Consider the following 23,171-nt stretch of genomic DNA (forward strand, 5'->3'; position numbering starts at 1 on the left):
GACCAAGCCGGAGCGAGTCAGGCCCCGGTTGGGATGGGCGCCAGGACGGTGCGGATCTGGTCACGGATATCAGCGAGCACGGCATTGTCGTTCCATTCCAGGTAGACGATGGCAGTGACACTGATGTGGATGATCGCACTGACCACGCGCGCCAACGTGGCCGCAGCGGCATTTCGAGCGCGCCGTCCCGAGCGAGGGCATGTGCGACACCCTCCTCGAGCCCGGCCGCGCGTGCCAGACCTTCTCGACGGTTCGGTTCGGCGGGGTCACCGAAGACGAGTTCGTGCAGGTAGGTCCGACCGTTGTCGATCCGCTCTCTGGCACAGACGACCACAGGTCGGATTACGGCCATGACTGATTCCAAAACATCCGCGGCGCCCGACGGATCCGCGGCGATCGCGACCAGACCCTCCTCGATGGCGGCGGCGAATTTGTCGTTCTGAACCATGATCAACAGTCCCGACTTCGTCGAGGCATACAGGAACAGCGTTCCGATCGCGACGTCCGCCCGGTCGGCGATCTGCTGTGTCGTGACTGCCCCAACGCCGTGTTGGTCGAACAGTTCGCGTGCCGCATTCAGGATGCGTTCACGCTTGTCACGCTTTGCGCGCTCACGGCGCCCGAGGGGCATGTTCTCCTTTCTTGACATTGTTTATGATGACACTCATAATTGAGCCTAGTCGGAAATAGCGCACGGGCAGGAGACATCATGGCGTCGAAACGGGCGACCCTGTATCGGGATGTGCCGACGAGCGCCGTCGCCGCCGGCGGCGCGGTCTTCGCGTACCGGTCGTACGGCCCCGACGACGAACTCCCGCTGGTCATGCTGACCCACCTGGGCGCGAACCTCGACGGCTGGGACCCCCTCGTCATCGACGGCCTCGCCAGGGACCGCCGCGTCATCGCGGTGGACTATCGCGGAGTCGGCGACTCCACCGGCGCCATCCGCAGCTCGATCGACGACATGGCGGCCGACATGATCGCGGTCGTCCGCGCGCTCGGATTCACCCGCGTTGACCTCTTCGGCCTCTCGATGGGCGGGATGGTCGCCCAGGCGCTGGTCACGCAGGCGCCCGACCTCGTCGACCGGCTCATCCTCGCCGGAGCGGGCCCAGCGGGCGGGCCCGGGCTGACTCGAATGACCGGGGTCATGGTCCGCTCCGTCCTGCGCGCGGCCCTGACATTCACCGACCCGAAGACCCTACTGTTCTTCACCCGCACGCGGACCGGCAGGAAAGCTGCCCACGACTACCTCGACAGGCTCGCCGAGCGCACCACCGACCGGGACGCTCGCGTCACGCCGGGCGCGTACCGGGCGCAGCTGACCGCGGTGAAGGAATGGGGCGCGGCGCCGTCCGCGACATTCTCCGCACCCGGTCCGGCTCTGATCGTGCATGGCGACAGCGACCGGATGGTGCCCCCGGCCAACGCCCATACCCTCGCCCGCCTTGTGCCCGGCGCGACCGTCACGGTCTTCCCGGATTCCGGCCACGGGGTCGTCTTCCAGAACCATGACGCCTTCGTCGCTGCCACCCGCGACTTCTTGTACCGCTGATACCCCCCTCCCCCCGACCTCGTCATCCCGTTTCAAAGGAGCATCACCCCGTGCGATCATTCATCTTCGACACGTACACCGGCCCGCTACACGAAGCGGACGTCTCTGAACCCGCAGTGGGCGACGAGGATGTCCTGGTTCAGATGCTCGCCGCGGGCCTCAACCTGTTGGACGACAAGATTCGCACCGGCGAATTCAAACAGATCCTCCCCTACAAGATGCCCCTGACTCTCGGCCATGACATTGCGGGAACGGTGCTCAAAGTGGGGTCCCGGGTGCGCGGCTTCACGCCGGGCGACGCCGTCTACGGCCGCGTCCGCGACGGTCGCATCGGCACCTTTTCCGAACGAATCGCCATTGCCGAGTCCGACCTTGCCCCAGCGCCCGATACCATCAGCGCCGAGGAAGCCGCCTCGCTCCCCCTCGTCGCGTTGACCGCGTGGCAGGCGCTCGTCGAGCGCGGCAACGTTCAGCCCGGACAAAAAGTGCTCATTCACGCCGGTTCCGGCGGGGTCGGCTCCATCGCGATCCAGCTGGCCAAGCATCTCGGCGCCTATGTCGCGACCACCGCCAGCGGATCCAACGCCGACTTCCTGCGCGAGCTCGGCGCCGACACCGTCATCGACTACCGCACCCAGGACTTCGAACAGGAGCTCTCCGGCTACGACTTTGTGCTCGACAGCGTGGGCGGCACGAACCTCGAGAAATCCCTGCGCATCCTGGCTCCCGGCGGCAAGGCCATCGGAATCTCCGGTCCTCCCGACCCCGATTTCGCCCGCGCGGCCGGACTGAACCCGGTTTTGCGCCTGGCGATCACTGCCCTCAGCAGCAAGGTGCGTCGGCAGGCGAAGAAGCTCGGCGTCAGCTATGAGTTCCTCTTCATGCGTGCCAGCGGCGAGCAGTTACGGGAAATCACCGCCCTGGTCGACGCCGGTATCGTCCGCCCGATCGTCGGGAAGACCTACCCCTTCAGCCACACCCCCGCAGCCCTCGAGGCCGTTGTGCGAGGCGGCTTCCGGGGCAAGCTCGTCATCACCAACCCATAATCAGCCCCTCACGCGCAAAAAACCCACAACAAGGAGACCCCTCATGGGCACCGCCGAACCCGTCATCACCTCGTACGCGAAAGCGCCTACCAAGACCATCACCGTGGGCGGTATCACCTACGCCTACCGGGAGCTCGGCCAGAAGGGCGGCATCCCGGTGGTGTTCTTCGTGCACCTCGCCGCCACCCTGGACAATTGGGATCCGCGGATCATCGACCCGATCGCAGCGACCCGGCACGTGATCACCTTTGACCAGCCCGGCGTCGGCGCCTCCACCGGAACGTTCCCCCGCCAGCTGGACCAGGCCGCCGATCAGGCCTACACATTCGTGACGGCCCTCGGGTACTCCCTGATCGACATCTTCTCCTTCTCCATGGGCGGGATGATCGTGCAGGACTTCGTCGTCAAGCATCCCGACATGGTGCGGAAGCTGGTGCTCACCGGCACCGGCCCCCGCGGCGGCACCGGCATGGACAAGGTCGTCGGCACCACCTGCTGGGATCTGGTCCGCGCGACCCTCACCCGGTCGGACCCGAAAGAGTTCCTCTTCTTCAACCGCAACACCACCGGCAAGCGCGCCGGCACGGCGTTCATCAATCGCCTGAAGGAACGCACCGTCGACCGCGACAAAAACATCACGCTCACGGCCTTCCGAACCCAGTTGAAGGCCATTCAACGCTTCGGCCGCTCAGCCCCCTCCGATCTGTCGGTGATCACCCAGCCGACCCTCATCGCCAACGGAGACAACGACCGGATGGTGCCCTCGGTGCTCTCGAACGACCTCCACAGGCGCATCGCCGGCTCCGAGCTGATCATCTACCCCGATTCCGGCCACGGTGGCATCTTCCAGTTCCACGAGAACTTCGCCCCCGTGGCGGTGAAGTTCCTGGCCCCGTAGCCCTCCCGCTCCCCATCCCTCCCCCACCTGAGAGAGTTGGCACCATGCCGTCCTTGAACAACGCTGTCGTCCTCGTTACTGGCGCGAACGGGGGCATCGGCGGCGCGTTTGTGCACGCCGCCCTCGCTCGCGGGGCCGCCAAGGTGTACGCATCCGCGCGCGCGCCGCACGAGTGGAATGACAAGCGCATCGTTCCGCTGACCCTGGACGTCACCGATTCCGGCTCGATCGCGGCGGCGGTCGCGGCTGCCGGGGATGTCACGGTATTGATCAACAACGCCGGTGGCCTCCCGCCGACCGCCAGCATGCTGGACGTCACCGAGGAGGACCTGCGAAAGGTGATGGAGATCAACTTCTTCGCCCCAGTGCTCGTGGCGCGGGCGTTTGCCCCGATCCTCAGCGCCGCCGAGAATGCCGTACTGATCGACATGCACTCGGTCGCGAGCTGGCTCGCGTGGGGAGGCCCCTACAGTGCGTCGAAGGCCGCGCTCTGGTCGGCGACCAACTCCCTCCGACTGGAACTCGCACCCCGCGGCGTCCTCGTCACCGGAGTGCACGTGGGCTATGTGGATACCGTCATGGCCGCCCACAGCGACGGACCCAAGTTACAGCCGGCAGAGCTGGTGGACGCCGTGCTCGACGGTGTCGAGAACGACGCCTTCGAGGTCATCGCCGACGACCTGACGGCCCAGGTCAAGGCGGGCCTTGCCGCCCCGATCGGCGTGCTGTACCCCGAACTGAGCGGCACCCTGCACTAGCTGCCGCGTCGTTGACCCGGCCCGGGCGTCAGCCCGGAAGGATCGCTCTGACCTGCTCGGCGATCTCGTCGACGATCTCGTCGACCGCTCGCCCGGCGTTCACCGTGGCGGCCATGCTGATGAACATGATGGCCGAAACGACGTGGGCCAGCGTCGCCGCCGTGGCGGGCGCGACGCGCGTATCGCGCGCGATGACCTCGGCGACGAGTTGTTCGGTTTGTCCCGTGAGCGTGAGGGCTTCGCGGTGGTGCTGTTCCTCCGGATCGCCGAAGACGATCTCGCGGAGGTAGGTACGACCGTTCTCAACCTGCTTGCGGTTGCATTCGACGACGGGGCGGACGACGGCCAAAACGCCGGCGAGAACGCCGTCGGCGGCCGCGGCATCGGCTCGGCCCTGCTCCAACGCCCCCGCGTAGGCCGAGTTCTGCACGAGCAGGAGCAGCTCGCCCTTCGTCTTCGCATACAGGAAGAGCGTTCCGGTGCCGATATCGGCTCGGTCGGCGACCTCCTGCGTGGTCACGTCCTCAACGCCGCGCTCCGCGAAGAGCTCCCCCGCCGCGGCAGTGATACGCGCGAGCTTGTCGAGCTTGTTGCGCTCACGACGGCCGAGCGGCCGGGATTGGACGGTCATAGCTCCTCCGGAAATATTTAATGACCATGATCAGTTATGAGTGAAGTCACTACAGTGCGTGCTCGAATGTGCCTCAGCTCATTCTCCCACGCCGGTCGAAGGCCCCTGGCCCTCGACGGCACGACAGTGACGACTCATATCGACCACGTAAGGACCCATCTCCATGACCGCACCCTCCCTCTGGCAGCCCTTCACCCTCGGACGCCTTGAACTGCCACATCGGCTCGCTCTGGCACCGATGACCCGAAATCGCGCGGAGACTGACGGCACGCCAGGCGATCTCGTTGCCGAGTACTACGGCCAGCGCGCATCGCTCGGACTGATCATCACGGAGGGCACCCAGCCCTCTGACGATGGCCAGGGCTACTTCGGTACCCCCGGCATCTACACCGAGCAGCACATCGCCGGCTGGCGCAAGGTCGCCGACACCGTGCACGCGAATGGCGGCGCCCTGTACATCCAGCTCATGCACGCGGGCCGGATCTCGCACCCTGACAACACCCCGCACCACCGCCAGCCGGTTGCACCGTCGGCCATCAACCCCGAGCAGGAGATGTTCACTGCGACCGGCCCGCAGCCGATCCCCACGCCGCGCGAATTGAGTGTCGCGGAGATTCAGTCCACCATCGCGGAATTCCGGCATGCAGCAGCCTCGGCGATCGCCGCGGGCGCGGACGGCGTCGAGATCCATGGTGCCAACGGCTACCTCCTCCACCAGTTCCTCTCCCCCAACGCGAACCACCGCAAGGATAGCTACGGTGGCAACGTGGAGAACCGCTCGCGATTCGCCATCGAGGTCGCCCAGGCTGTCGCCGAGGAGATCGGCGCGGACCGGGTCGGCATCCGTCTCTCCCCGGCCATGCCGCTGGGCGGACTCGACGAAGGCGACACCGAGACCGTGCGCCTGCAGTACCACCACTTGGTCGGCGAACTGGCAAAGCTCCAGCTCGCCTTCCTGCACGTGCACCACGTCGGAGACGACGAGTTGCTGCGCTCGCTGCGGGAGGCCTGGCCGACCGCCGTCCTCGTCGTGCGCTACGGACGGGGTCGCGAGCAGATCGCCGACGACATCGATGCCGGCCTGGCCGACATCGCTCCACTGGGACGATTCGCCCTGGCGAACCCCGACGTCGTCGAACGCCTGCGCGCCGGTGCGCCGCTGAACGAGCTGGACCCCGCCACGCTCTACGTCGGCGGCGCCGCCGGCTACACCGACTACCCGGTTCTCACCCCGGCCTGACGCACACCCCCACACCCCACACCCCCCCAACAGAAAGTTCACCATCATGCCCTCACTTACTGGAGCAGTCGTCCTCGTCACCGGCGCGAACGGCGGCATCGGCACCAACTTCGTTCACGAAGCCCTCGCCCGCGGAGCCGCCAAGGTCTACGCGACAGCCCGCACCCCGCGCAACTGGGATGACGAGCGCATCGTGCCGCTGGTCCTCGACGTCACCGACGCGGCATCGATTGCGGCCGTAATCGCCGCAGCGCCCGACGTGACTGTGCTCATCAACAACGCCGGAACCTCCGCGTCCACCCCTGGCATCCTGACGCACAGCGACGAGGAGATCCGCGCGAACGTGGAGACCAACTTCCTCGGCCCGCTGTTCCTGGCCCGCGCCTACGCGCCGCTGCTCGCGCACCGCACCGGTGCGGCCATCATCGATATCCACTCCGCGCTCAGCTGGTATGCCGTCGCCGGCATCTACAGCGCCACCAAGGCGGCGCTGTGGTCGGCGACCAATTCCATCCGCCTCGAGCTGGCGCCGGCCGGAGTACACGTCGTCGGCGTTCACGTCGGCTGGGTCGACACGGCCATGGCGGCGCACACGAACGACGCGAAGCTCGACCCCGCGGTGCTCGTCGCGAGGGTGTTCGACGCGACTGAGGCCGGCGAATACGAAGTCCTCGCCGACGAGGCCTCGGTACAGGCAAAGGCCGGGCTCAGCGCACCGCTCGAGGCCGTCTACCCGCAGCTGGTCGCGGTGACCAGCTAGTCGATACGGGACCACCCGACCGCTAGCGGAGGTGCACTCAGTCGGCACCTCCGCCAGCGGTGGTCCTGCTCCATTGGGCTGCGCGTTGGTTTCGGGAGGCGCGCTCTGCGGTTTCGAGGATCCGAGCGGCTCGGGTTTGGGGTCGTTTGGCTTGGACGATCCATTCGAGGATGCCGCGGCGGGCCGACGGGGGAAACCGGTCCCAGTTCGCCCGTGCGGGAGGCTTCTCGCCGAACGCCTCGTCGAGGTCCGCTGGAACAATCAGGTCCTCGACATCATCGAGCAGCGTCCAGGCGCCACTACTCATCGCCTGAGCGATCACCGCTTCACCGGCAGGCAGCATAAGTCCGGCCGCACGGCCGGTCTCCACCCGGATCTTGTTCGGCCGGGACCAGGCACTCGTCGGTTTTCGGGGCGAGAAATAGAGCATCGTTCGCTCCTCGTCGAGTTTCTGCGGTTTGCTGTCCACCCAGCCCACGCACAAAGCCTCTGAGACGGCATCGTCGTAACTGACCGAGGGCCTGCCCGTGGCTTTCTTCCACGACACCAGCCAGACGGCTTTCTCGTGTTCGTGGTGTGCGATCAACCACCGGCGCCACTCAGCGCGAGTCTCGGCATGCACCCTTGGCGCTGTGGCGGGGGTAGCCACCGGTCACCTAGCTGTCGGCGAGCTTGGCCGCGATCGATCTCAACGCCTCGTCGAGACTGTCCTGGATTCCCGGGTAGCTCGCCGAGGTCGTGAGGGTGAGGTTCAGGCGAGTGACATCGTCGCTTTCTTCGGCGCTGAGTCGGCCGTGATACTCGTCGTTCTCGGGCGAGCCCCACGAGATGACATGGTCGGCGGGGTCGGAACGGAACCAGGCGTCGGCAGTGACCGGCTCACCATTGTCGTCATCGGCACCGTTGGGATCGATGACCGCGGTCGTGCGCACCAGCTCGGGCCCCACGAGCTCGGCCGAAGTGATGCGGGGGAAGTAGTAGGGGAGGTTGCGGGGGTCGGCTATGAAAGCGAACGAATCATCCAGCGACTGGGGAAGGTCGATCGTCGCGGTGTAGTCGGTCATATGAGTGAACCCTTCTGACAGTCGGTCGATGCGCAGGTGCCAGCTGGACCGACAAACGCCAGTCCGCCGAATACTGGTGACGAGATAGTAACCGAAGTGGACCCGCGTTCACCGGCTCAACTCGCACCGCTGGTCACCGGCGTGACAGGGTGCCGGCGACCGCCAGTGTGACTCCCGCCGGCGCGGTACCGCCCGTCGTGGTGCACCCGCCATTGCCAAGTGAGGGTTACCTAACCTAGTGTCGAAGGTGATGACTTCCCCCACCGCCGCACCCACGCCCGCCACCCGGATCGCTCCCGCTCGGGCCGCCCGGCCGCAGATCACCCTCCAGGTCGTGCGGCGCGAACAGCTCAGCGCACACCTGGTGCGGATCGTGCTCTCCGGGGACGAGTTCGACGACTTCGTCACCAACGACTCCACCGACAAGTACGTGAAGATCTACTTCACCAAGCCCGAACTGGGCCTCACCGCTCCCTTCGATCTCACCGAGCTGCGCCAGACGCTGGCCCCGGACGACCTGCCCGTGACCCGCACCTACACCGTCAGGGCCGTCGACGCGGAAGCTCGCACGCTCACCATCGACTTCGTCGTGCACGGCGACACCGGACTGGCCGGGCCGTGGGCGAACGCCGCCCAGCCGGGCGACCTCCTCACCCTCTCCGCCCCCGGCGGCGGCTACGCTCCCGATCCGGCATCCGACTGGCACCTGTTCGCCGGCGACCAGTCGGCGCTGCCGGCCATCGCCTCGGCCCTGGCCGCGTTGCCCGGCACCGCGTCTGGCCTCGCCTTCATCCAGGTGCCCGACGCCAGCGAGGTCCTCCCCCTCGAAGCCCCGCCGGCGGTGCAGATCCGCTGGCTGTTCGGCGACGACCCGGCAATCCTCGTGCGAGAGGTGGATGCGGCCACCTGGCTGCCCGGCCGCCCGCAGATTTTCGCCCACGGCGAGCGCTCCGCCATGAAGGGACTGCGCGAGGTATTCGCCGGACGCGGGGTGCACAGGTCCGAACTCTCCCTCTCGGGCTACTGGGCCTTGGGCCGCACCGAGGACCGCTTCCAGGCCGAGAAACGCGAACCCGTCGGCGTGATCCTGCCGGTGTCCTAGCGTCGCATCGTTGACGCTCTCGCGCGTCTCAGAGTCGTTCGAGTTCGATCAGGATCGCGGTCTCCGGTTGCAGGATCGGCGGACGCAAACCGATCTGCGCGAGCGCCGCCCCGGTGGTTTCCAGCCCGGTCAACCAGCGCGGTTGCTGCGCCTGGGTGGTGCCCGCCGCGCCGGCCGGCTCCGCCAGTCGCACCCGATACACCGCCTCGGCCTCGAGCCCGGGCAGCAGGATTCGCGGCGGGTTACTGGGGCCGGGCGCCGAGAGCTGCACATAGGCGAACACGGCCTCGGCGCCATTCTGCGCCACCACGCCGTGCACGAACGCCGTATCGTCGGGCTGCTCCACTCGCACGACCCGCCCCGAGTGCAGCAGGGCGCGCTTGTCTTTGTAGTACGCGGCCCAGGATGCGAGGGCCGCGCGTTCGGTCGGGGTGGCCTCGGTAATGTCCCACTCAATGCCGGCGTGCCCGAACAGTGCCGTGATCGCCCGGAACGAGAGGGCATGCGTGCGCCCCGTGGTGTGCGAGTGCGTCGGCCCGATGTGGGTGCCGAGCAGTTCCGGCGGGATGGCGAACTGGGTGTACCGCTGGATGTACTGGCGTTCGAGCGCGTCGTTGCAGTCCGAGGTCCAGAACCGGTCGGCGTGCTGAGCCATGCCCAGATCGACCCGGCCACCGCCCGAGGAACAGGACTCGATCTCCAGCCGCGGGTGGCGGTGCTTGAGCTCGTCGAAGAGCCGGTAGATCGCTTCCGTCTGGCGGTGCACCGCAGCCACCCCGAGGTGGGCGGGTTCGGTGAGCACCCGGTTGTGGTCCCACTTGATGTAGCTGATGCCGTATTCCGTGAGGATCGCGTCGACCTGGCCCAGCACGTGCGCATAGGCGCCCGGGTGGCTGAGATCGAGCACCTGCTGGTGCCGGGCTTCCGGCGGCACACGCCCGCCGGCCTGGAAGATCCACTCGGGGTGGGCACGGTAGACGTCGGAATCGGCATTGACCATCTCGCCCTCGAACCAGAGCCCGAATTCCATCCCGGCCGCCGCCACCCGGTCGGCCAGCGGGTGCAGCCCATCCGGCCAGACGGCGGTATCCACCACCCAGTCGCCGAGCCCGGCGAAGTCGTTGCGACGACCGAGGAACCAGCCGTCGTCGAGAACGAATCTCTCAACGCCCACCTCGGCCGCCACATCGACGAGGGCGCCCAGCTTGACCAGGTCGTGGTCGAAGTACACGGCCTCCCACACGTTGAGCGTCAACGGTCGCGGCCGCACCGGATGCTGCGGACGGGCGCGCAACCACCGGTGCAGCCGGTCGGTCATGCCGTCGATCCCCGTGGAGGAGTAGGTGGCTGCGACCGTCGGGGCGACGTAGCTCGCGCCAGGCGGCAGGATGGATTCGCCCGGCAGCAGGAGTTCACCGGCGCCGAAGGAGGTCTGCCCGGTCGGCAGCCGTTCCACCAGGTGGCGGGTGTTGCCGCTCCAGAGCAGGCCCGTGCTCCACACCGACCCGGTCTGATAGTCGGCCCCGTCGCTGAGGGCGAGTTGCACGATCGTGTAGTCGTGGCCGGAGCGGCCCTCGCGGATCTCGCGTGCCCAGGTACCCACCTGGATCGGGCGGCGCTGCGGTTGGCGTTCCTTGAGCCAGCGACCGGTGAAGTCGAGGGTCTCGGTGGCGGCATCGGGCAGCGGCAGCCAGGTGGTGAGCTCGGTCAGGTCGAACGGGGTGTCACCGTCGTTGGTGACGCTCTGTTCGATCAGGAGCACGCCGGCCGGTTGCAGGTCGAAGCTGACGCGCACGGTGAGGCCGGCGACGGCATCCGTCGACTCGACGACCAGGCTGTGTGCTGTCGCCTCGACCCGGCTGATGCCGAACAACTGCGACCAGTCGGCGCCGTTCCGGTGTCCGAGCACGGCCGGCCGGCCAAGGAACCCCCGGGCGTTCTCCCGCCAGAGGCCGGGACGCTCGGGGTCGTCGATGTTCGACTGGGGCACGCCGTCGTGCAGCAGCTCGGCCAGCTCGCCGGTGCCGAGTTCAGCACCCCAGTGGTCGATGACCGGCGTTCCACTGGACAGGTCGACACGGAGGGACACCCCGTCGGCGACGAGTTCGATGAGGGTGTCGGGGGCGCGGGTCACGGACTGGGTCACGGCTGGTTCCTTGCGGTCGAGAGGTGAGGTGCAGGGGGTGGTGCGCCGATCGGCTGGGTTGGTGGGAACCCAGCCGATCGGCTCTCGCAATAGTGCGGGTGTTACTTGAAGAGCGCGTTGACCTGCTCGTTCACGGCCGTCATGGAACTGGCCTTCGTCTTGCCCGACATGATCGATTCCATCGCCGGGGTCACCAGGGCCAGCACATCGGAGCGGTGGTCGGTGATCGAGTAGAGGAAGGTGGTCTTATCGTCGACCTGCATGATGAACGGGCTCACGTCGATGTCCTTGGCGGCGAAGGCCGCCACGGCCTTGTCGGTCGCCGTGGTGATGGCGGGGAAGACGACGGCGGCATCGGCGACGACGTCCTGGCAGGCGCTTGAGCCGAGGTACTTCACCCAGTCCCAGGACTCATCCGGGTGCTTGGTGCCGGCCCAGATGTTGTCGGCCAGACCATTGAGCATCGAAGCGCGCTCACCACTCGGACCCACGGGGGTGGGGGCGATGGCCGGGGTGAAGGTGTCGCTGGCCGAGCCGAACACGGCGCCGGTCATCCACGAGCCGTTGCCCACCATGGCGGCCTTGCCTGCGGCGAGCTGGTCGGCCCAGCCGATACCCGTCTGCGCTTCGAAGGTGGGCATGTAGCCCTTCTCTACCAGCGAGTACCACCAGTCGATGGTGTCCTGGAAGGCCGGGGAGTCGAAGTTGTACTCGTCGCCCCAGGCGCCGTTGGTCTCGTCCCAACCGTTGGTGTGGGTCAGGTAGGCCCACTGGGTCTGGCCGTCGGCGCCGCCGGAGTTCTCCATCCACAGGCCGTAGGTCGCCACGCTGGTCTTGTCGAAGCCGGCCTCGTCGCCTCGTACACCGTTGGTGTCGACGGTGAGGTGCGCGATGGCGGCCTCGTAGCTGCCGCCGTCTTCGGGGTTCCAGTCCAGGGCGCCCAGCTGCTCGGCGGTGAGCCCGGCGGCGTCGGTGAACTGCTTGTTGTAGAACAGGGCGACGGTGTCGAAGTCCTTGGGCAGCCCGTACTGCTTGTCGTCCGACCCCTTCCAGAGGTCGGCGAGACCGGCCTGGTAGACAGAGAGGTCGACCCCGTCGGCCTTGATGTAGTCGTCGAGCGGCAGGATCTGCTCGTTGAGCATGAATTCGGGGAAGTTGGCCAGGTGGCCGGTGAAGACATCGTAGTTTTCACCCGAGACGAAGCCGGTGTTGATCTTGTTCCAGTAGTCGTCCCAGCCCAGCTGCTCCACATCGACGGTGATGGTGGGGTTGGCCGCGTGGAAGTCCGCCGCGCACTGCTCGTAAGCGGGCAGCTGGTTCGCGTCCCACAGGCCGTAGGACAGGGTGACTCCTTCGGCCGAATCGGAGCCCGCTGACGCGGAGCATCCGGTGAGGACGAGAGGAATCGCGGCGAGGGTCAGGATCGCCAGTCGGTTCTTCTTCATGGTCGTGTTCTCTTTCTCTTGGGGTTCTGGTGCGGGATGGGGAGGGGCGCGGTTACTTGACGCCGGAAGACTGGATGGAGCCCACGATCTTGCGACCGAAGACGAGCATCAGAATGAAGATGGGCACGGCGGCAACCAGGGCTCCGGCCATCAGGCCGGCCCAATCGGGGTTGCCCTGCGGGGTCTGAGATTTGAAGATGCCCAGGCCCACGGTGAGCAGCTTGGAGGTCTCGCTCTGGCCTACGAGGAATGGCCAGAGATAGTCGTTCCAGTACTGGATGAACTGCAGGATGCCCAGGGTGATGATCTGCGGCCACGCCAGTGGCACGACGATCCGGCTGAAGATGCGCCAGTGATTGGCGCCGTCGATCACGGCCGCCTCGATGATGCTGCGGTTCACACCCAGGAAGAATTGCCGCAGGAAGAAGATCGCGAACGGGGTCATGAACATCGCCGGCAGTGCGATGCCGAGGATGCTGTTGAGCAGCCCGAGGTCTTTCACCAGGATGAAGTTGGGCAGCAGGGTGAAGATCCCGGGCACCATGAGGGCGATGAGGAAGATCGCGAAGACCTTGTCGCGGCCCTTCCAATTGAGCAGGGCGAACGAGTATGCGGCCATCGAGCTGAAAGTGACCTGCAGCACCGTGATGAGGGTGCAGGCCAGCACCGAGTTCAGCATGTACTGGCCGAAATTGATCGATGCGCCGGAGCCGCCCTCGGCCAGCGCCTCTTCGGTTGTGGCCAGGCCCAGCACCCGCTGCAGGGGGCCGAAGGTGAAGTCCACCGGCAACAGGCTGAGCGGTTCGGAGAACATGGCCCGGTTGTTGCTGAAGGCAGTGCGGAACATCCAGTAGATCGGGAACAGCGTGATGAGGATCACGATGACCAGGGCGAGCCGGCCGAAGAACAGGGAGACCTTGGACTTGGCCAGTGCGGCATCCTCCACGTTCGACGCACGCTTGGCGGAGAGGGACGGACGCTTGGGCGTCTTGAAGGCGATGATGGCCATGGTGCTATCTCTCCAGGTCTGACTCGTTGGCGCGCAGCAGCTTGTTCTGCACCAGGGCGATGGCGGCGAGCAGGATCATCAGGATCACGGCCAGGGCAGAGGCATAGCCGAAGTCGAGTCGCTCAAAGGCGCGTTGGTAGATGTAGTAGTTGATGGCCCGAGTGGCGTCGATGGGGCCTCCGCCGGTGGTGACGGCGATGGTGTCGAAGATCTGGAACGAGCCGACGACCGTGACGACGAGCACAAACGCGAGCACCGGCCGCAGAAGCGGCAGGGTCACGCTGCGGAACACACGCCATTCACCGGCGCCGTCGACCTCGGCGGCCTCGTAGACGTCGCGCGGGATCGCCTGAAGTCCGGCGAAGAGCAGCAGGGCCGTGTAGCCCAGGTGCCGCCAGACGTTGACCATGGCGATGGTGCCCATCGCGAGGTCCTCGTTGCCGAAGAACCCGATCTTGCCGAGGCCGAAGTTGTCCAAGGCCGCGTTGATGAGGCCGAGGTTGTAGTCGGCCAGCCAGAACCAGACCAGCGCCACAATCACGTTGGCGATCAGGTAGGGCAGCATGATCACTCCACGCACCACCATCGAGCGGGTGAAGCGCTGCATCAGCACGGCCAGGGCCAGCGCCGCGACGGTCTGCACTCCGACGTTGATGACCACGTACTCGAGGGTCACCTTGAGCGAGTTCCAGAACACCGGGTCGGCCGCGATCGCGATGTAGTTGTCCAGGCCGATGAACGTGGGGGCCCGCAGCAGGTTGTAGTCCGTGAAGCTGAGGTACAGGCCGCGCAGTGTGGGCCAGGCGAAGAACGCCAGGAAGCCGATGCTCGCCGGGACGAGGAAGAGGATCGCTGCTCGCGTCTGCGAGTCCCTGCGTCCGGTCTTCACTCTGAGTGTTCTCCGAGTCGCGAGCGACGCGGGTTCCTTCAGTGCGGTCACCACCATGGGACGGCCTCCATAACTTCGTTGTTGAGAGAGATCCTTGCATGCTGCAAGGAACTTCGTCAACACACTCGGCCAAACCGTTACATTTGCCGCACTCGTCCCTCATCGCGTGGAGTATTTAGTGATTTTCGCCTCACTATTTTCAATCACGAAATGAAGTGACGTGGATGGCCGGGCACATCGAGAGACGTCAAGCCCGTGAATGGGCGCCCCGAAGAGCCCGGTCTTCCCGACCGTTCAGTCCCTCACCGGCGACGGATGCCGTCCCAGCTGCGATCGCCGAGCAGCCGGGTGAGACCTACGAAGACACCCGCGACCACGACCGCCGCCGCGGCCAGGAGCGCCGCCCGGCCGACAAAACCCACCGGGGCGCCGACGACGGACACCAGAATCGAACCGGCCGCGGCGCTGACGCCCGCGGCGGTGAGGAGCCGCAGGTAGTACAGGACCTCGTGCGGTCGTCGCGCGGGCAGGTGGCCGCGCATCCGGAATGTGCGCCGGAGCGCGAGGTGGGCGGTCAGCCAGCCGGCGAGGTTGGCGACGGAGATGCCCGCCGCGATGCCGAGCACGGTGGACTCCGGGGGCAGCAGCAGGGCCGCCGCCGATCCGGCCGCGGAGAGCCCGGCGATGACGAGTTGGGTGCAGAACGGCCCCCGGGCATCCTGCAGGGCGAAGGACGTGCGGTTGAGCACGTAGGCCTGGCTGAAGCCCACCAGTCCGAGTGACAGCACCGCGAGAACATGTCCGACGACCGCGCTGCCGAAGATCAGCTGGGTGAGCAGCGGCCCCACGGCCACGAAGAGGGCAGCGGCGGCGATTGACACGTAGGCGACCGGCCGGGTCGCCACCGACGAGTGCTTGTCGGTCTCCGCCAGATCGTTCCGGCCGGCCAGTGCGCTCATCCGGGTGTAGAGCGCCGTGGTCAGGGACACCGTGACGATGCCGTGCGGTAGCAGTGCCAGGAGGTAAGCGAGCGAGAGCGAATTCAGGCTGGCCCCGTCCACTTCCATCCGATTGAGGGCATGCCCCGCGTTGTTGGCGACGTTGGCGGTGACCAGGTATGCCGCCTGGCCGGCCACCACGCCGAGCAGTGTCCAGCCGGCCACGGTCGACATCTGGCCGAGCCCGCCGACACCCCACCGGAATCGCATACGGAACCCGATCTGGCGCAGCGGAATGATCAGGAGCAGCGCCTGCACCGCGATGGCGAGGGTGGCGGAGCCCGCGAGCACCGCGATCATGAGGGGGCTCCACGAGGCGGCGTCGTCCAGCCCGGACGGCAGCGCCAGCAGGAACACCAGAATGCCGGCGATGCCGAGCAGATTAGAGATCGCGGGCGCCCAGGCGGGGGCGCCGAACACGCCGCGGGCGTTCAGCATCTGGGACAAGACGGCGAAGGCGATCAGGAAGAACACCTGCGGCAGGCACCAATAGGCCATCGAGGTCGCGAGGGTGCGCCACTCGTCCGACCAACCCACCGTGTAGGCCGCCACGATGGCCGGGGCACAGAGGGTGAGCAGCACGGTGGCAGCGGCGCCGCCCACGAGCACCACGGTGAGTAGCCGGTCGGTGTTCTCCCGGCCGACGGGCCCGGCGTCCAGGTTCCGCACGATCTGGGGCACGAGCACCGCACCGAGCACACCGCCGGCGATCAGCGCGAAGAGATACGTGGGGGCCGTGTTCGCGGTCTCGAAGGCTTGGCCGCCCGCATAGTCGCTCGTCGCGCCGATGGCAGCGACAAGCAGAATCGTCTTCACGAACCCCAGGCCCCGCGACACGAAGGTCGCGACCATCATCGATCCGATCGAACGTCGCACGCTCACAGCGGATGCCCCGCACCAGCCCGGCAGAGTCGGCACGCCGACGTATGTTCCCCCATGCGCCCAGCGTCCCACAACCCGAAGCCTCCACGGTTGCATAACTCATTGGCAAGTGAAAGACTCAACCACATGGAAAGTAATCCGATGGCCCGGGAAGATTCGACGGGAGCCCAGGCGTCCCTCAACGCGATCGCGGCGGATAGGCGGCAACTCGCTGTGCGGGCGAAGGCACCGGGATGGATGTACCCGATTCTGGGGCTGTCCACCGCCGGTATCGTCGCGTCGCCCGTGATCGCCGATCCGGTCTGGATGCTGATCCTCATCGCTGGCGCCTGCGCCGTCGTCGTCGCCCTCGAATATGCCTACAAGAAGCAAACGGGCCTGTCCACCAACCGGGTTCCCGGGCCACGCAGCCTGCTGATCCTGATCGGGATGGGTGCGGTGGTGCTGGCGATGCTCTCCGCGTCGTCCCTTGTCACCACTATTGACCAGCCCGCCTGGGTGATCGCGACCGCGGCGATCGGCTTCCTGACCATGTTCCCGGGCGGCTTGCTCTACGACCGAATCTACGCAGCGGAGTTGCAGCGTGGGCTCTGACGCACGCTTCGACGAGTCCATCCACGCGCCCACCCGGCTGCGACTCTGCGCGTTGCTCCGGCCGGTGGACTATGCCGAATTCTCGACCATCACGGCGACCCTGGCAGTCAGCGAGGCGAATCTTTCCAAGACGATCAAGAACCTGGTCGATCTCGGCTACGTCGCCACGTCGAAGGAGACGTCCCCGGACCGACCGGATTCACGCCGCCGCACGAACGTGTCGCTGACCGGCAGGGGCCGCCTGGCCTTCGACCGGCACCTCGCCGCACTGCAGGACCTGGCCGACTCGTCGCGCGTCGACGCCATCCCCACCGCTCCACCGCCCGTGCCGTAAGCAGGCGATGCGTTCCTGTCGCCAGAGGCACACCTTGTCTGGTGTTCGCCGCGTGCGCGGCGAAGCGACCGGGCCCCGCCACCCAGAATGGACCCATGGGCACCTCGGAATTCACCGTGCGGCGGGGGCCGGTCGAACTGTACGTGACCGATACCGCGGGTACGGGGTCACCAATCGTGCTTCTGCATGGTTTGGCGGGGAGCAGCACCGAGATGCTGGCCACCGCGCGGGCGCTCCCCCACCATCGGGTCCTGACAATGGATGCGCGCGGTCACGGCCGGAGTACCCGTCGGCCCGACGACGTCTCGCGGAAGGCTCACGTGGCCGATGTGATCCACCTGCTCGAGTCGGTCGTCGGCGAACCTGTTGCCCTGGTGGGCCAGTCCCTGGGAGGGCACACGGCGCTGCTCGTCGCATCCGCCAGGCCTGACCTCGTGGATCGGCTCGTTCTTCTGGAGGCCGGCGTCGGCGGTGACGGCACCGCGGAGAGCCGGGCGGGGATGCGCCAGTTCTTCGACTCCTGGCCCACGCCATTTGCAGACCGGAGCGAGGCCGAGCTCTTTCTGGGCGATTCTGCCCTGTCGCGTGCGTGGATCGACGACCTGGAGCGTCGCCCCGACGGACTCTGGCGTCGCTTCGATGCCGACATCATGATCGCGACGATCGAACCCGTCGATGCCCGCGCCCGCTGGGATGAGTGGACGACCGTGGCGGTGCCCACTCTCGCCGTCTTCGGTCGCGACGGCATGTTCGACACTGTGGCCAAACATGAATTCCTCCGTCGCGGTCGCCGTGTGCAGCACGTCGATCTTGCCGCGGGCGGTCACGATGCCCACCTGGAAGCCCACGATCTATGGGTCGCTGCCCTCACCGCATTCCTGGACGGGCCTGCCGGCAGCTCGGCGACGGTTCGCCCCTACGAGTCGGCGGACGCGGCGGGAACTCTGGCGGTCTTTCTCGACGCCGTGACGGTCACCGCTGCCGGCGACTACTCCCCCGACCAGATTGCGGCCTGGTCAGCACCGCAAGAACGTGATGTGGCCGAGTGGGATCTCGTCCGCAGCAGGCTCGGCACCGTGGTTGCGACGGTCGACGGCGAGGTCGCCGGATTCTCCGATGTCGACGATCAGGGCTACATCGACATGATGTTCGTGGCATCGCGGTTCGGGCGCCGAGGCGTCGCCGGCGCCCTCCTCAGGGAGGTCGAGCGCCGGGCCGGAGAACTCACGGTGCCGGCGTTGTGGACGAACGCGAGCATCACGGCCCGGCCGTTCTTCGAGCGGCACGGCTTCGTGGTCGTTTCGGAACAGCATCCGGTCATCCGTGGCGCGCTCATGCGCAATTGCCGGATGCGCAAGGAGCTCGCTGTCTAGTCCAGCACCCCGGCGACGGCTTCGATCTCCACCAGCTGGTCGGTGTAGCCCAGCACGGTGACGCCCAGCAGGATGCTCGGCGCGTCGTGGTCACGCAAGCGATCGCCCACCCGCACGGCACCCGACTCTTGCATAGGGGCCTACCGCCGACCCGGGTCTTCTGCCACCCTGTGCGCCATGAGCATCCGAGCCCATGTGGTGGTGGGCGTCTACCCCGGCCAGGCCGACGGCGTGGTGTTGCAGGCGGCGGTCTTCGCGGCCCGTTTCGACGCCGAACTCGTCTGCGCCTGGGCCGACCCGGGCCGGCAGCCGCGGTCCCACCATCCCGACGCCGCCTCTCGCCAACCGGCCGCACCCCCGGCGATCGACCCCCTCACGGATGCGCCGCAACTGGCGGGCGACTCCGAACCGTCGACATCCGCGGCAGCCTTCGATCCCTACCTCTCCGCTCACCTCACGCGGATCCTGGGTGGGCACGCTATTCGGTGGAGCACCCGCCATCTCAGCGGCGACCCGGCCCGCGCCCTTGGCACCCTGGCCGAGTCGCTCCGCGCGACGATGATCGTGGTGGGCACCCGTGACGGAACCGTGCGGGGCACCCTGCAGGAGTTCTTTGTCGGCTCCATCGCCATGAACCTGGCCCATCACCAGCATCGTCCCGTGGTGGTGATCCCACTCTCGCCGGAGTCCTTCGACGACGAGTTGCCCTGGGAGTCGGACTGAGCGGTGTACCCTTTTGCGTGGTGATGGATCCCACCAGAGCACCCGCTCGAACCGCCGATTGCGCTGATGGTTCCTACCGACTTCAGGTCGTGCCGGGTCCGGCCGATGAGACTGGTGGGTGAGCGTGACGAGCAGGCCGAGCGGCGGATCCCTCGTTCTGCTACGACATGGCCAGAGCACCGCGAACGCAGCCGGCCTCTTCACCGGCATTCTCGACCCCGCCCTGTCGGCGCCCGGCGCCGACGAGGCACGCGCGGCTGCGGCCCTACTGGCCGCCAACGACCTTGTTCCGGATGCTCTGCTCGTCTCCCCGTTGCGGCGCGCCACCCAGACCGCCCGGCTGGTCGCCGACGACCTGGGCCTGCCGAAGACCGCGGTCAGCATCGACTGGCGGCTGATCGAGCGTAACTACGGCGCCCTCACCGGCCGGCACAAAGACGACGTGCGGGCCGAGTTCGGCGAGGACCAGTTCCTGGCCTGGCGCCGGTCGGTCGACACGGCTCCGCCCGAGATGTCGGCGGAGCAGGTCGCCGAGTTCGCCGCCACCGCGTTGTTCCGCGGCCTGCCCGCGCGGGCGCTCACGAGCACCGAGTCCCTGCGTCACGTGATGGGCCGCGTTGCCGAGTTCCACGCCGAACGCGTCGAACCGCTGTTGGCGGATGCCCGAACCGTGCTGGTCGTGGCGCACGGTAATTCGCTGCGCGCCTACTGCGCCGTGCTCGAGCAGCTCGACAAGTCCGCCATCCACGCGCTCAACCTGCCCACCGGGCATCCGTTGGTCTACCGGGACGGCGGCCGGCGATACCTCGACGCTCCCCGCGCCGAGGCGGCCGCGCTGGCCCTCACCCTCGACGGCGGCACCTGATGCGCGCGGCCCCCGCGGCGCGTCCGGTGCATCTGCGCTGGCAGTACCTGGCCCTGGTGTTCGCCGGCGGAACCGTCGGCACCGCCCTCCGCGAGCTGTTGGCGATCTCGGTGCCGCCCGTGGCCGGCGTTGCCGTGGTGATCGTGGGCATCAACGTGGTCGGCGCCTTCCTGCTCGGCCTGTTGCTGGAGACCCTGGCGCGAAGCGGCCCGGACGACGGCCGCCGCCGCCAGCTGCGGCTGCTGCTCGGCACCGGCGTGCTCGGCGGCTTCACCACCTACAGCGCCCTGGCCACCGACACGAGCCTGCTCCTCGCCGACGACCGCCTCGGCACGGCCCTGCTCTACGCGCTGGGCACCGTCATCGTCGGCGCCATCACGGCCTGGGCCGGCATCGCCTGCGGAGCGGCCCAACACCGCCGCCGCCGGGGAGCCGACTCGTGACCCCGCTGCTGTTCGTGGCCGTGTCCCTGGCCGGCGGGCTCGGCGCCGCGCTGCGCCTGGCCCTCGACGGCGTCGTGCGTGCCCGGGTGCGAACGACGCTTCCCGTGGGCACCCTGCTCATCAACGTGCTCGGGTCGTTCCTGCTGGGCGTGATCACGGGCCTGACCCTGGCGCTCTGGCTGCCGGAGGCCTGGCACCTCGTGCTCGGCGGCGGCCTGATGGGCGGCTTCACGACCTTCAGCACCGCGAGCGTCGAGACGGTGCGGCTGGCGCTGGACCGCCGCTCGTTCTCCGCCCTCGTCAACGGCCTCGGGATGCTCGTACTCGCGGTCGCCTGCGCGTTCCTCGGCCTCTGGCTCGGTCTCGGCGTCTACGGCTGAGTCGGCATCACCACGGACTTCCACCTCAGTTCTGGCAGCGCGGCCGCCGCACGTTTCGCGGCGGCCGCGCTTCGCAGCCACGTGCAGCAGCCCTGACACCGACGTGCCGGGGAGCGGCGCGGTCAGCCCAGGCGGATCAGCTTATTGTTGGTGAACTCCTCCATGGCGAACCGGCCCATCTCGCGGCCCGAGCCGGAGCGCTTGACGCCGCCGAACGGCAGCTCGGCCGCGTCGCCGAGCACCAGGTTGACCCAGACCATGCCGGCGTCGATGGCGTCCGCCACCCGCAATGCCTGGTCCTGGTCGGTCGTGTAGACGTAGGAGCCCAGGCCGAAGGGCGTGTCGTTGGCAACCCGCACGGCCTCGTCCTCGGAAGAGACCCGGTAGAGCGCCGCGACGGGGCCGAAGAACTCCTCCCGGTAGGCGTCCATCTCGGGCGTGACATCGGCGAGCACTGCCGGCGGGAAGAAGTTGCCGGTGGCAGTACCGCTGGCCAGCACGGTCGCACCCTGGGCAACGGCCCGGCCCAGCTGCTCCTCGAGACGTTCGGTGGCGGCGGCAGACGAGAGCGGCCCGAGCAGGGTGTCGTCGGCGAACGGGTCGGCCGGCTGCGCGGCGGTGAACACGGCGGTGAACTTCTCGGCGAACTGCTCGTAGAGGTCGTCGATCACGATGAACCGCTTGGCGGCGTTGCAGGACTGGCCGTTGTTGTCCAGGCGGGCGTTGACGGCGTCCTGCACCGCGGCATCCAGATCGTCGGTGGACAGCAGGATGAACGGGTCGGAGCCGCCGAGCTCGAGCACGACCTTCTTCAGGTGCTTGCCCGCGAGCTCGGCCACGGCCGCGCCGGCCCGTTCGGAGCCGGTGACCGAGATGCCCTGCACCCGCGGGTCGGCGATCAGGGTCGCGACCTGCTCGTTGGTGGCGTAGATATTCACGTAGACCCCGGCCGGGGCGCCCACAGCCTGGGCGGCCTCGGCGAAGATCTCGGCGATAGCGGCCGCGGACTCCGGGCACTGCGGGGCGTGCTTGAGCAGGATGGTGTTGCCGCCCACGACGTTCGGGCCGGCGAAACGGGCCACCTGGTAGTACGGGAAGTTCCAGGGCATGATCCCCAGGAGCACGCCGAGGCCGCCGCGACGGATGAACGCGCTGCCCTCGCCGTCGGAAAGCTCGATGGGCTCGTCGGCGAGGAAGGCGGCGCCGTTGTCGGCGTAGTACTGGTAGATCGCGGCGGCGAAGTCCACCTCGCCCAGCGCCTGGTCCAGTGTCTTGCCCATCTCGCGGACGATGATCGCGGCCAGCTCGTCGCGGCGGTCGGTGTGCAGCTCGGCGACCTTCTGCACGAGGGCGGTGCGCGCGGCAACCCCTGCTGTGCGGGACCAGTCGCTCCGGGCGGCGTCGGCCGTGGCCACGGCCGCCTCCAGTCCATCCGCGGTAATGGTGGGGTACTCCCGCAGGGTCTCACCGGTGGCGGGATTGATGACGGCGTAGTGGCTCATGCTGGTTCTCCTTCGGTGACGCACGGTCCGGCCAATGGATGCGCGATCCATCGTTTTGGCAACTCTTTCCGCAGCCGAGCGGGCTTATTTCGGACGAATCCGCCCCCATAGTGCCATATGAACCCCTGAGATCGATATGCCCAGCGCGGATGCGAGCTCACGCCGGCTGCCACAGTTCGATCCTGTTTCCTTCCGGGTCGGTGACCCAGCCGAACCGGCCCACGCCGTCCATATCCTGGATGTCCTCGGCCACATCCGCGCCGGCAGCGCGCAGCTGTGCGAGCATCGCGTCGAGGTCGTTCACCCGGAAGTTGAGCATGGTCTGTTGCGTCCGCGAGCCGAAGTAGTCGCTATCGGCGTCGAAGGTCGCGAACACCGTCGGCCCGGCCGCCTGGCTCCACAGGCCGTTGGCGTCGACATCCAGGCCCAGGCACTCGCGGTACCAGGCGCTTAGCGCCATCGGGTCCGCGGCCCGCAGGAAATATCCACCGATTCCCAGTACACGTTCCATGCCGACATCCTGGCACGCCACCG

General features: G+C 67.5%; 25 protein-coding genes, 2 pseudogenes and 1 riboswitch. Of the genes and pseudogenes, 14 read left to right on the plus strand and 13 right to left on the minus strand.

The genetic code is table 11. The features are described 5' to 3' along the window. Positions 1 to 17: 17 nt before the first annotated feature. Together PA27867_RS21305 and PA27867_RS21400 are read right to left on the minus strand one after the other, a co-directional pair. Positions 18 to 146, minus strand: a complete 129-nt coding sequence (locus PA27867_RS21305) for a hypothetical protein (RefSeq protein ID WP_257783945.1) — start codon at positions 144 to 146, stop codon at positions 18 to 20. A 365-nt stretch (positions 147 to 511) separates the two neighbouring features. Further along, positions 512 to 649 (minus strand): annotated as a pseudogene (locus tag PA27867_RS21400) (TetR family transcriptional regulator); the annotation flags it as partial. A 60-nt stretch (positions 650 to 709) separates the two neighbouring features. Here PA27867_RS21400 and PA27867_RS16975 point away from each other — a divergent pair. From PA27867_RS16975 to PA27867_RS16990, 4 genes are read left to right on the plus strand one after another with little or no spacing between them, the layout of a single operon-like run. Then, positions 710 to 1,555 (plus strand): alpha/beta fold hydrolase, encoded by an 846-nt coding sequence (locus PA27867_RS16975; protein WP_066598247.1) that lies wholly within the window; start codon positions 710 to 712, stop codon positions 1,553 to 1,555. Positions 1,556 to 1,605: 50 nt separating this feature from the next. After that, positions 1,606 to 2,601: an NADP-dependent oxidoreductase gene (locus PA27867_RS16980; RefSeq protein ID WP_066598248.1), complete on the plus strand. Its 996-nt coding sequence runs from the start codon at positions 1,606 to 1,608 to the stop codon at positions 2,599 to 2,601. A gap of 43 nt (positions 2,602 to 2,644) precedes the next feature. Continuing rightward, complete coding sequence (locus tag PA27867_RS16985; protein WP_066598249.1) at positions 2,645 to 3,499, plus strand: alpha/beta fold hydrolase; 855 nt, start codon at positions 2,645 to 2,647, stop codon at positions 3,497 to 3,499. A 44-nt stretch (positions 3,500 to 3,543) separates the two neighbouring features. Beyond that, a complete protein-coding gene (locus tag PA27867_RS16990; protein ID WP_066598250.1) occupies positions 3,544 to 4,257 on the plus strand; it encodes an SDR family oxidoreductase in 714 nt (237 codons plus the stop codon). Between the two features lie 28 nt (positions 4,258 to 4,285). Here PA27867_RS16990 and PA27867_RS16995 read toward each other — a convergent pair whose 3' ends face one another. Further along, the gene (locus tag PA27867_RS16995) at positions 4,286 to 4,888 is read right to left on the minus strand and encodes a TetR/AcrR family transcriptional regulator (RefSeq protein WP_066598251.1); all 603 of its coding nucleotides are present in this window, start codon (positions 4,886 to 4,888) and stop codon (positions 4,286 to 4,288) included. A 163-nt stretch (positions 4,889 to 5,051) separates the two neighbouring features. Here PA27867_RS16995 and PA27867_RS17000 point away from each other — a divergent pair, with 163 nt between their 5' ends. Together PA27867_RS17000 and PA27867_RS17005 are read left to right on the plus strand one after the other, a co-directional pair. Continuing rightward, positions 5,052 to 6,128 (plus strand): alkene reductase, encoded by a 1,077-nt coding sequence (locus tag PA27867_RS17000; RefSeq protein ID WP_066598252.1) that lies wholly within the window; start codon positions 5,052 to 5,054, stop codon positions 6,126 to 6,128. A gap of 46 nt (positions 6,129 to 6,174) precedes the next feature. After that, positions 6,175 to 6,888, plus strand: coding sequence for an SDR family oxidoreductase (locus tag PA27867_RS17005; RefSeq protein ID WP_066598253.1), 714 nt, complete (start codon positions 6,175 to 6,177; stop codon positions 6,886 to 6,888). A 37-nt stretch (positions 6,889 to 6,925) separates the two neighbouring features. Here PA27867_RS17005 and PA27867_RS17010 read toward each other — a convergent pair whose 3' ends face one another. Then, positions 6,926 to 7,474: a YdeI/OmpD-associated family protein gene (locus tag PA27867_RS17010; RefSeq protein WP_236900754.1), complete on the minus strand. Its 549-nt coding sequence runs from the start codon at positions 7,472 to 7,474 to the stop codon at positions 6,926 to 6,928. A gap of 70 nt (positions 7,475 to 7,544) precedes the next feature. Beyond that, a complete protein-coding gene (locus PA27867_RS17015; protein WP_066598255.1) occupies positions 7,545 to 7,952 on the minus strand; it encodes an SRPBCC family protein in 408 nt (135 codons plus the stop codon). 250 nt (positions 7,953 to 8,202) lie between these two features. Here PA27867_RS17015 and PA27867_RS17020 point away from each other — a divergent pair, with 250 nt between their 5' ends. Continuing rightward, positions 8,203 to 9,054, plus strand: coding sequence for a siderophore-interacting protein (locus PA27867_RS17020; RefSeq protein WP_066598256.1), 852 nt, complete (start codon positions 8,203 to 8,205; stop codon positions 9,052 to 9,054). Between the two features lie 28 nt (positions 9,055 to 9,082). Here the strand turns inward: PA27867_RS17020 and PA27867_RS17025 are convergent, their stop codons facing one another. The 5 genes from PA27867_RS17025 to murJ all read right to left on the minus strand — a co-directional run bounded on the left by PA27867_RS17025 (position 9,083) and on the right by murJ (position 16,417). Next, the gene (locus PA27867_RS17025) at positions 9,083 to 11,200 is read right to left on the minus strand and encodes an alpha-galactosidase (protein WP_208857267.1); all 2,118 of its coding nucleotides are present in this window, start codon (positions 11,198 to 11,200) and stop codon (positions 9,083 to 9,085) included. 101 nt (positions 11,201 to 11,301) lie between these two features. Beyond that, positions 11,302 to 12,645 carry an ABC transporter substrate-binding protein gene (locus PA27867_RS17030; RefSeq protein WP_066598257.1) on the minus strand — a complete coding sequence of 448 codons (1,344 nt, stop codon included), beginning with the start codon at positions 12,643 to 12,645 and terminating at the stop codon, positions 11,302 to 11,304. A 52-nt stretch (positions 12,646 to 12,697) separates the two neighbouring features. After that, positions 12,698 to 13,654, minus strand: coding sequence for a carbohydrate ABC transporter permease (locus PA27867_RS17035; protein WP_084021268.1), 957 nt, complete (start codon positions 13,652 to 13,654; stop codon positions 12,698 to 12,700). Between the two features lie 4 nt (positions 13,655 to 13,658). Continuing rightward, on the minus strand, positions 13,659 to 14,600 hold the full coding sequence (locus PA27867_RS17040; protein WP_084021269.1) for a carbohydrate ABC transporter permease: 942 nt from the start codon (positions 14,598 to 14,600) through the stop codon (positions 13,659 to 13,661). 245 nt (positions 14,601 to 14,845) lie between these two features. Next, positions 14,846 to 16,417: a murein biosynthesis integral membrane protein MurJ gene (gene murJ / locus PA27867_RS17045; RefSeq protein WP_167550862.1), complete on the minus strand. Its 1,572-nt coding sequence runs from the start codon at positions 16,415 to 16,417 to the stop codon at positions 14,846 to 14,848. A 132-nt stretch (positions 16,418 to 16,549) separates the two neighbouring features. Here murJ and PA27867_RS17050 point away from each other — a divergent pair, with 132 nt between their 5' ends. The 3 genes from PA27867_RS17050 (at position 16,550) to PA27867_RS21245 (ending at position 18,724) form a co-directional block, all read left to right on the plus strand. Next, entirely contained in the window at positions 16,550 to 17,017 is a 468-nt protein-coding gene (locus tag PA27867_RS17050; RefSeq protein WP_157109275.1) for a hypothetical protein, read from the plus strand. Next, complete coding sequence (locus tag PA27867_RS17055; RefSeq protein ID WP_066598261.1) at positions 17,007 to 17,351, plus strand: transcriptional regulator; 345 nt, start codon at positions 17,007 to 17,009, stop codon at positions 17,349 to 17,351. Before PA27867_RS17050 ends, PA27867_RS17055 begins: the two co-directional genes overlap by 11 nt. Positions 17,352 to 17,446: 95 nt before the next feature. Next, positions 17,447 to 18,724 carry an alpha/beta fold hydrolase gene (locus PA27867_RS21245; RefSeq protein ID WP_066598262.1) on the plus strand — a complete coding sequence of 426 codons (1,278 nt, stop codon included), beginning with the start codon at positions 17,447 to 17,449 and terminating at the stop codon, positions 18,722 to 18,724. Here the strand turns inward: PA27867_RS21245 and PA27867_RS20365 are convergent. After that, positions 18,721 to 18,813, minus strand: a pseudogene (locus PA27867_RS20365) (RidA family protein); the annotation flags it as partial. The gene PA27867_RS21245 and the pseudogene PA27867_RS20365 overlap by 4 nt on opposite strands. 88 nt (positions 18,814 to 18,901) lie before the next feature. On the opposite strand from PA27867_RS20365, the gene PA27867_RS17065 reads away from it, so the two are divergent. The 4 genes from PA27867_RS17065 to PA27867_RS17080 all read left to right on the plus strand — a co-directional run bounded on the left by PA27867_RS17065 (position 18,902) and on the right by PA27867_RS17080 (position 21,135). Then, the gene (locus PA27867_RS17065; protein ID WP_066598263.1) at positions 18,902 to 19,447 is read left to right on the plus strand and encodes a universal stress protein; all 546 of its coding nucleotides are present in this window, start codon (positions 18,902 to 18,904) and stop codon (positions 19,445 to 19,447) included. A gap of 10 nt (positions 19,448 to 19,457) precedes the next feature. Then, positions 19,458 to 19,530: riboswitch (Fluoride riboswitch) on the plus strand. Between the two features lie 35 nt (positions 19,531 to 19,565). Next, positions 19,566 to 20,312, plus strand: coding sequence for a 2,3-bisphosphoglycerate-dependent phosphoglycerate mutase (locus tag PA27867_RS17070; RefSeq protein ID WP_066598264.1), 747 nt, complete (start codon positions 19,566 to 19,568; stop codon positions 20,310 to 20,312). Next, positions 20,312 to 20,755 (plus strand): FluC/FEX family fluoride channel, encoded by a 444-nt coding sequence (locus tag PA27867_RS17075; RefSeq protein WP_084021272.1) that lies wholly within the window; start codon positions 20,312 to 20,314, stop codon positions 20,753 to 20,755. The genes PA27867_RS17070 and PA27867_RS17075 overlap by 1 nt, the downstream gene beginning before the upstream one ends. Further along, positions 20,752 to 21,135 (plus strand): fluoride efflux transporter FluC, encoded by a 384-nt coding sequence (locus PA27867_RS17080; protein WP_066598265.1) that lies wholly within the window; start codon positions 20,752 to 20,754, stop codon positions 21,133 to 21,135. Before PA27867_RS17075 ends, PA27867_RS17080 begins: the two co-directional genes overlap by 4 nt. 122 nt (positions 21,136 to 21,257) lie before the next feature. Here PA27867_RS17080 and PA27867_RS17085 read toward each other — a convergent pair whose 3' ends face one another. Both PA27867_RS17085 and PA27867_RS17090 read right to left on the minus strand, forming a co-directional pair. Next, entirely contained in the window at positions 21,258 to 22,637 is a 1,380-nt protein-coding gene (locus tag PA27867_RS17085; protein WP_066598266.1) for an NAD-dependent succinate-semialdehyde dehydrogenase, read from the minus strand. Positions 22,638 to 22,794: 157 nt separating this feature from the next. Further along, positions 22,795 to 23,148 (minus strand): VOC family protein, encoded by a 354-nt coding sequence (locus PA27867_RS17090; protein ID WP_066598267.1) that lies wholly within the window; start codon positions 23,146 to 23,148, stop codon positions 22,795 to 22,797. Positions 23,149 to 23,171: the final 23 nt, after the last annotated feature.

It is taken from the genome of Cryobacterium arcticum (assembly GCF_001679725.1).
GTDB lineage: Bacteria > Actinomycetota > Actinomycetes > Actinomycetales > Microbacteriaceae > Cryobacterium > Cryobacterium arcticum_A.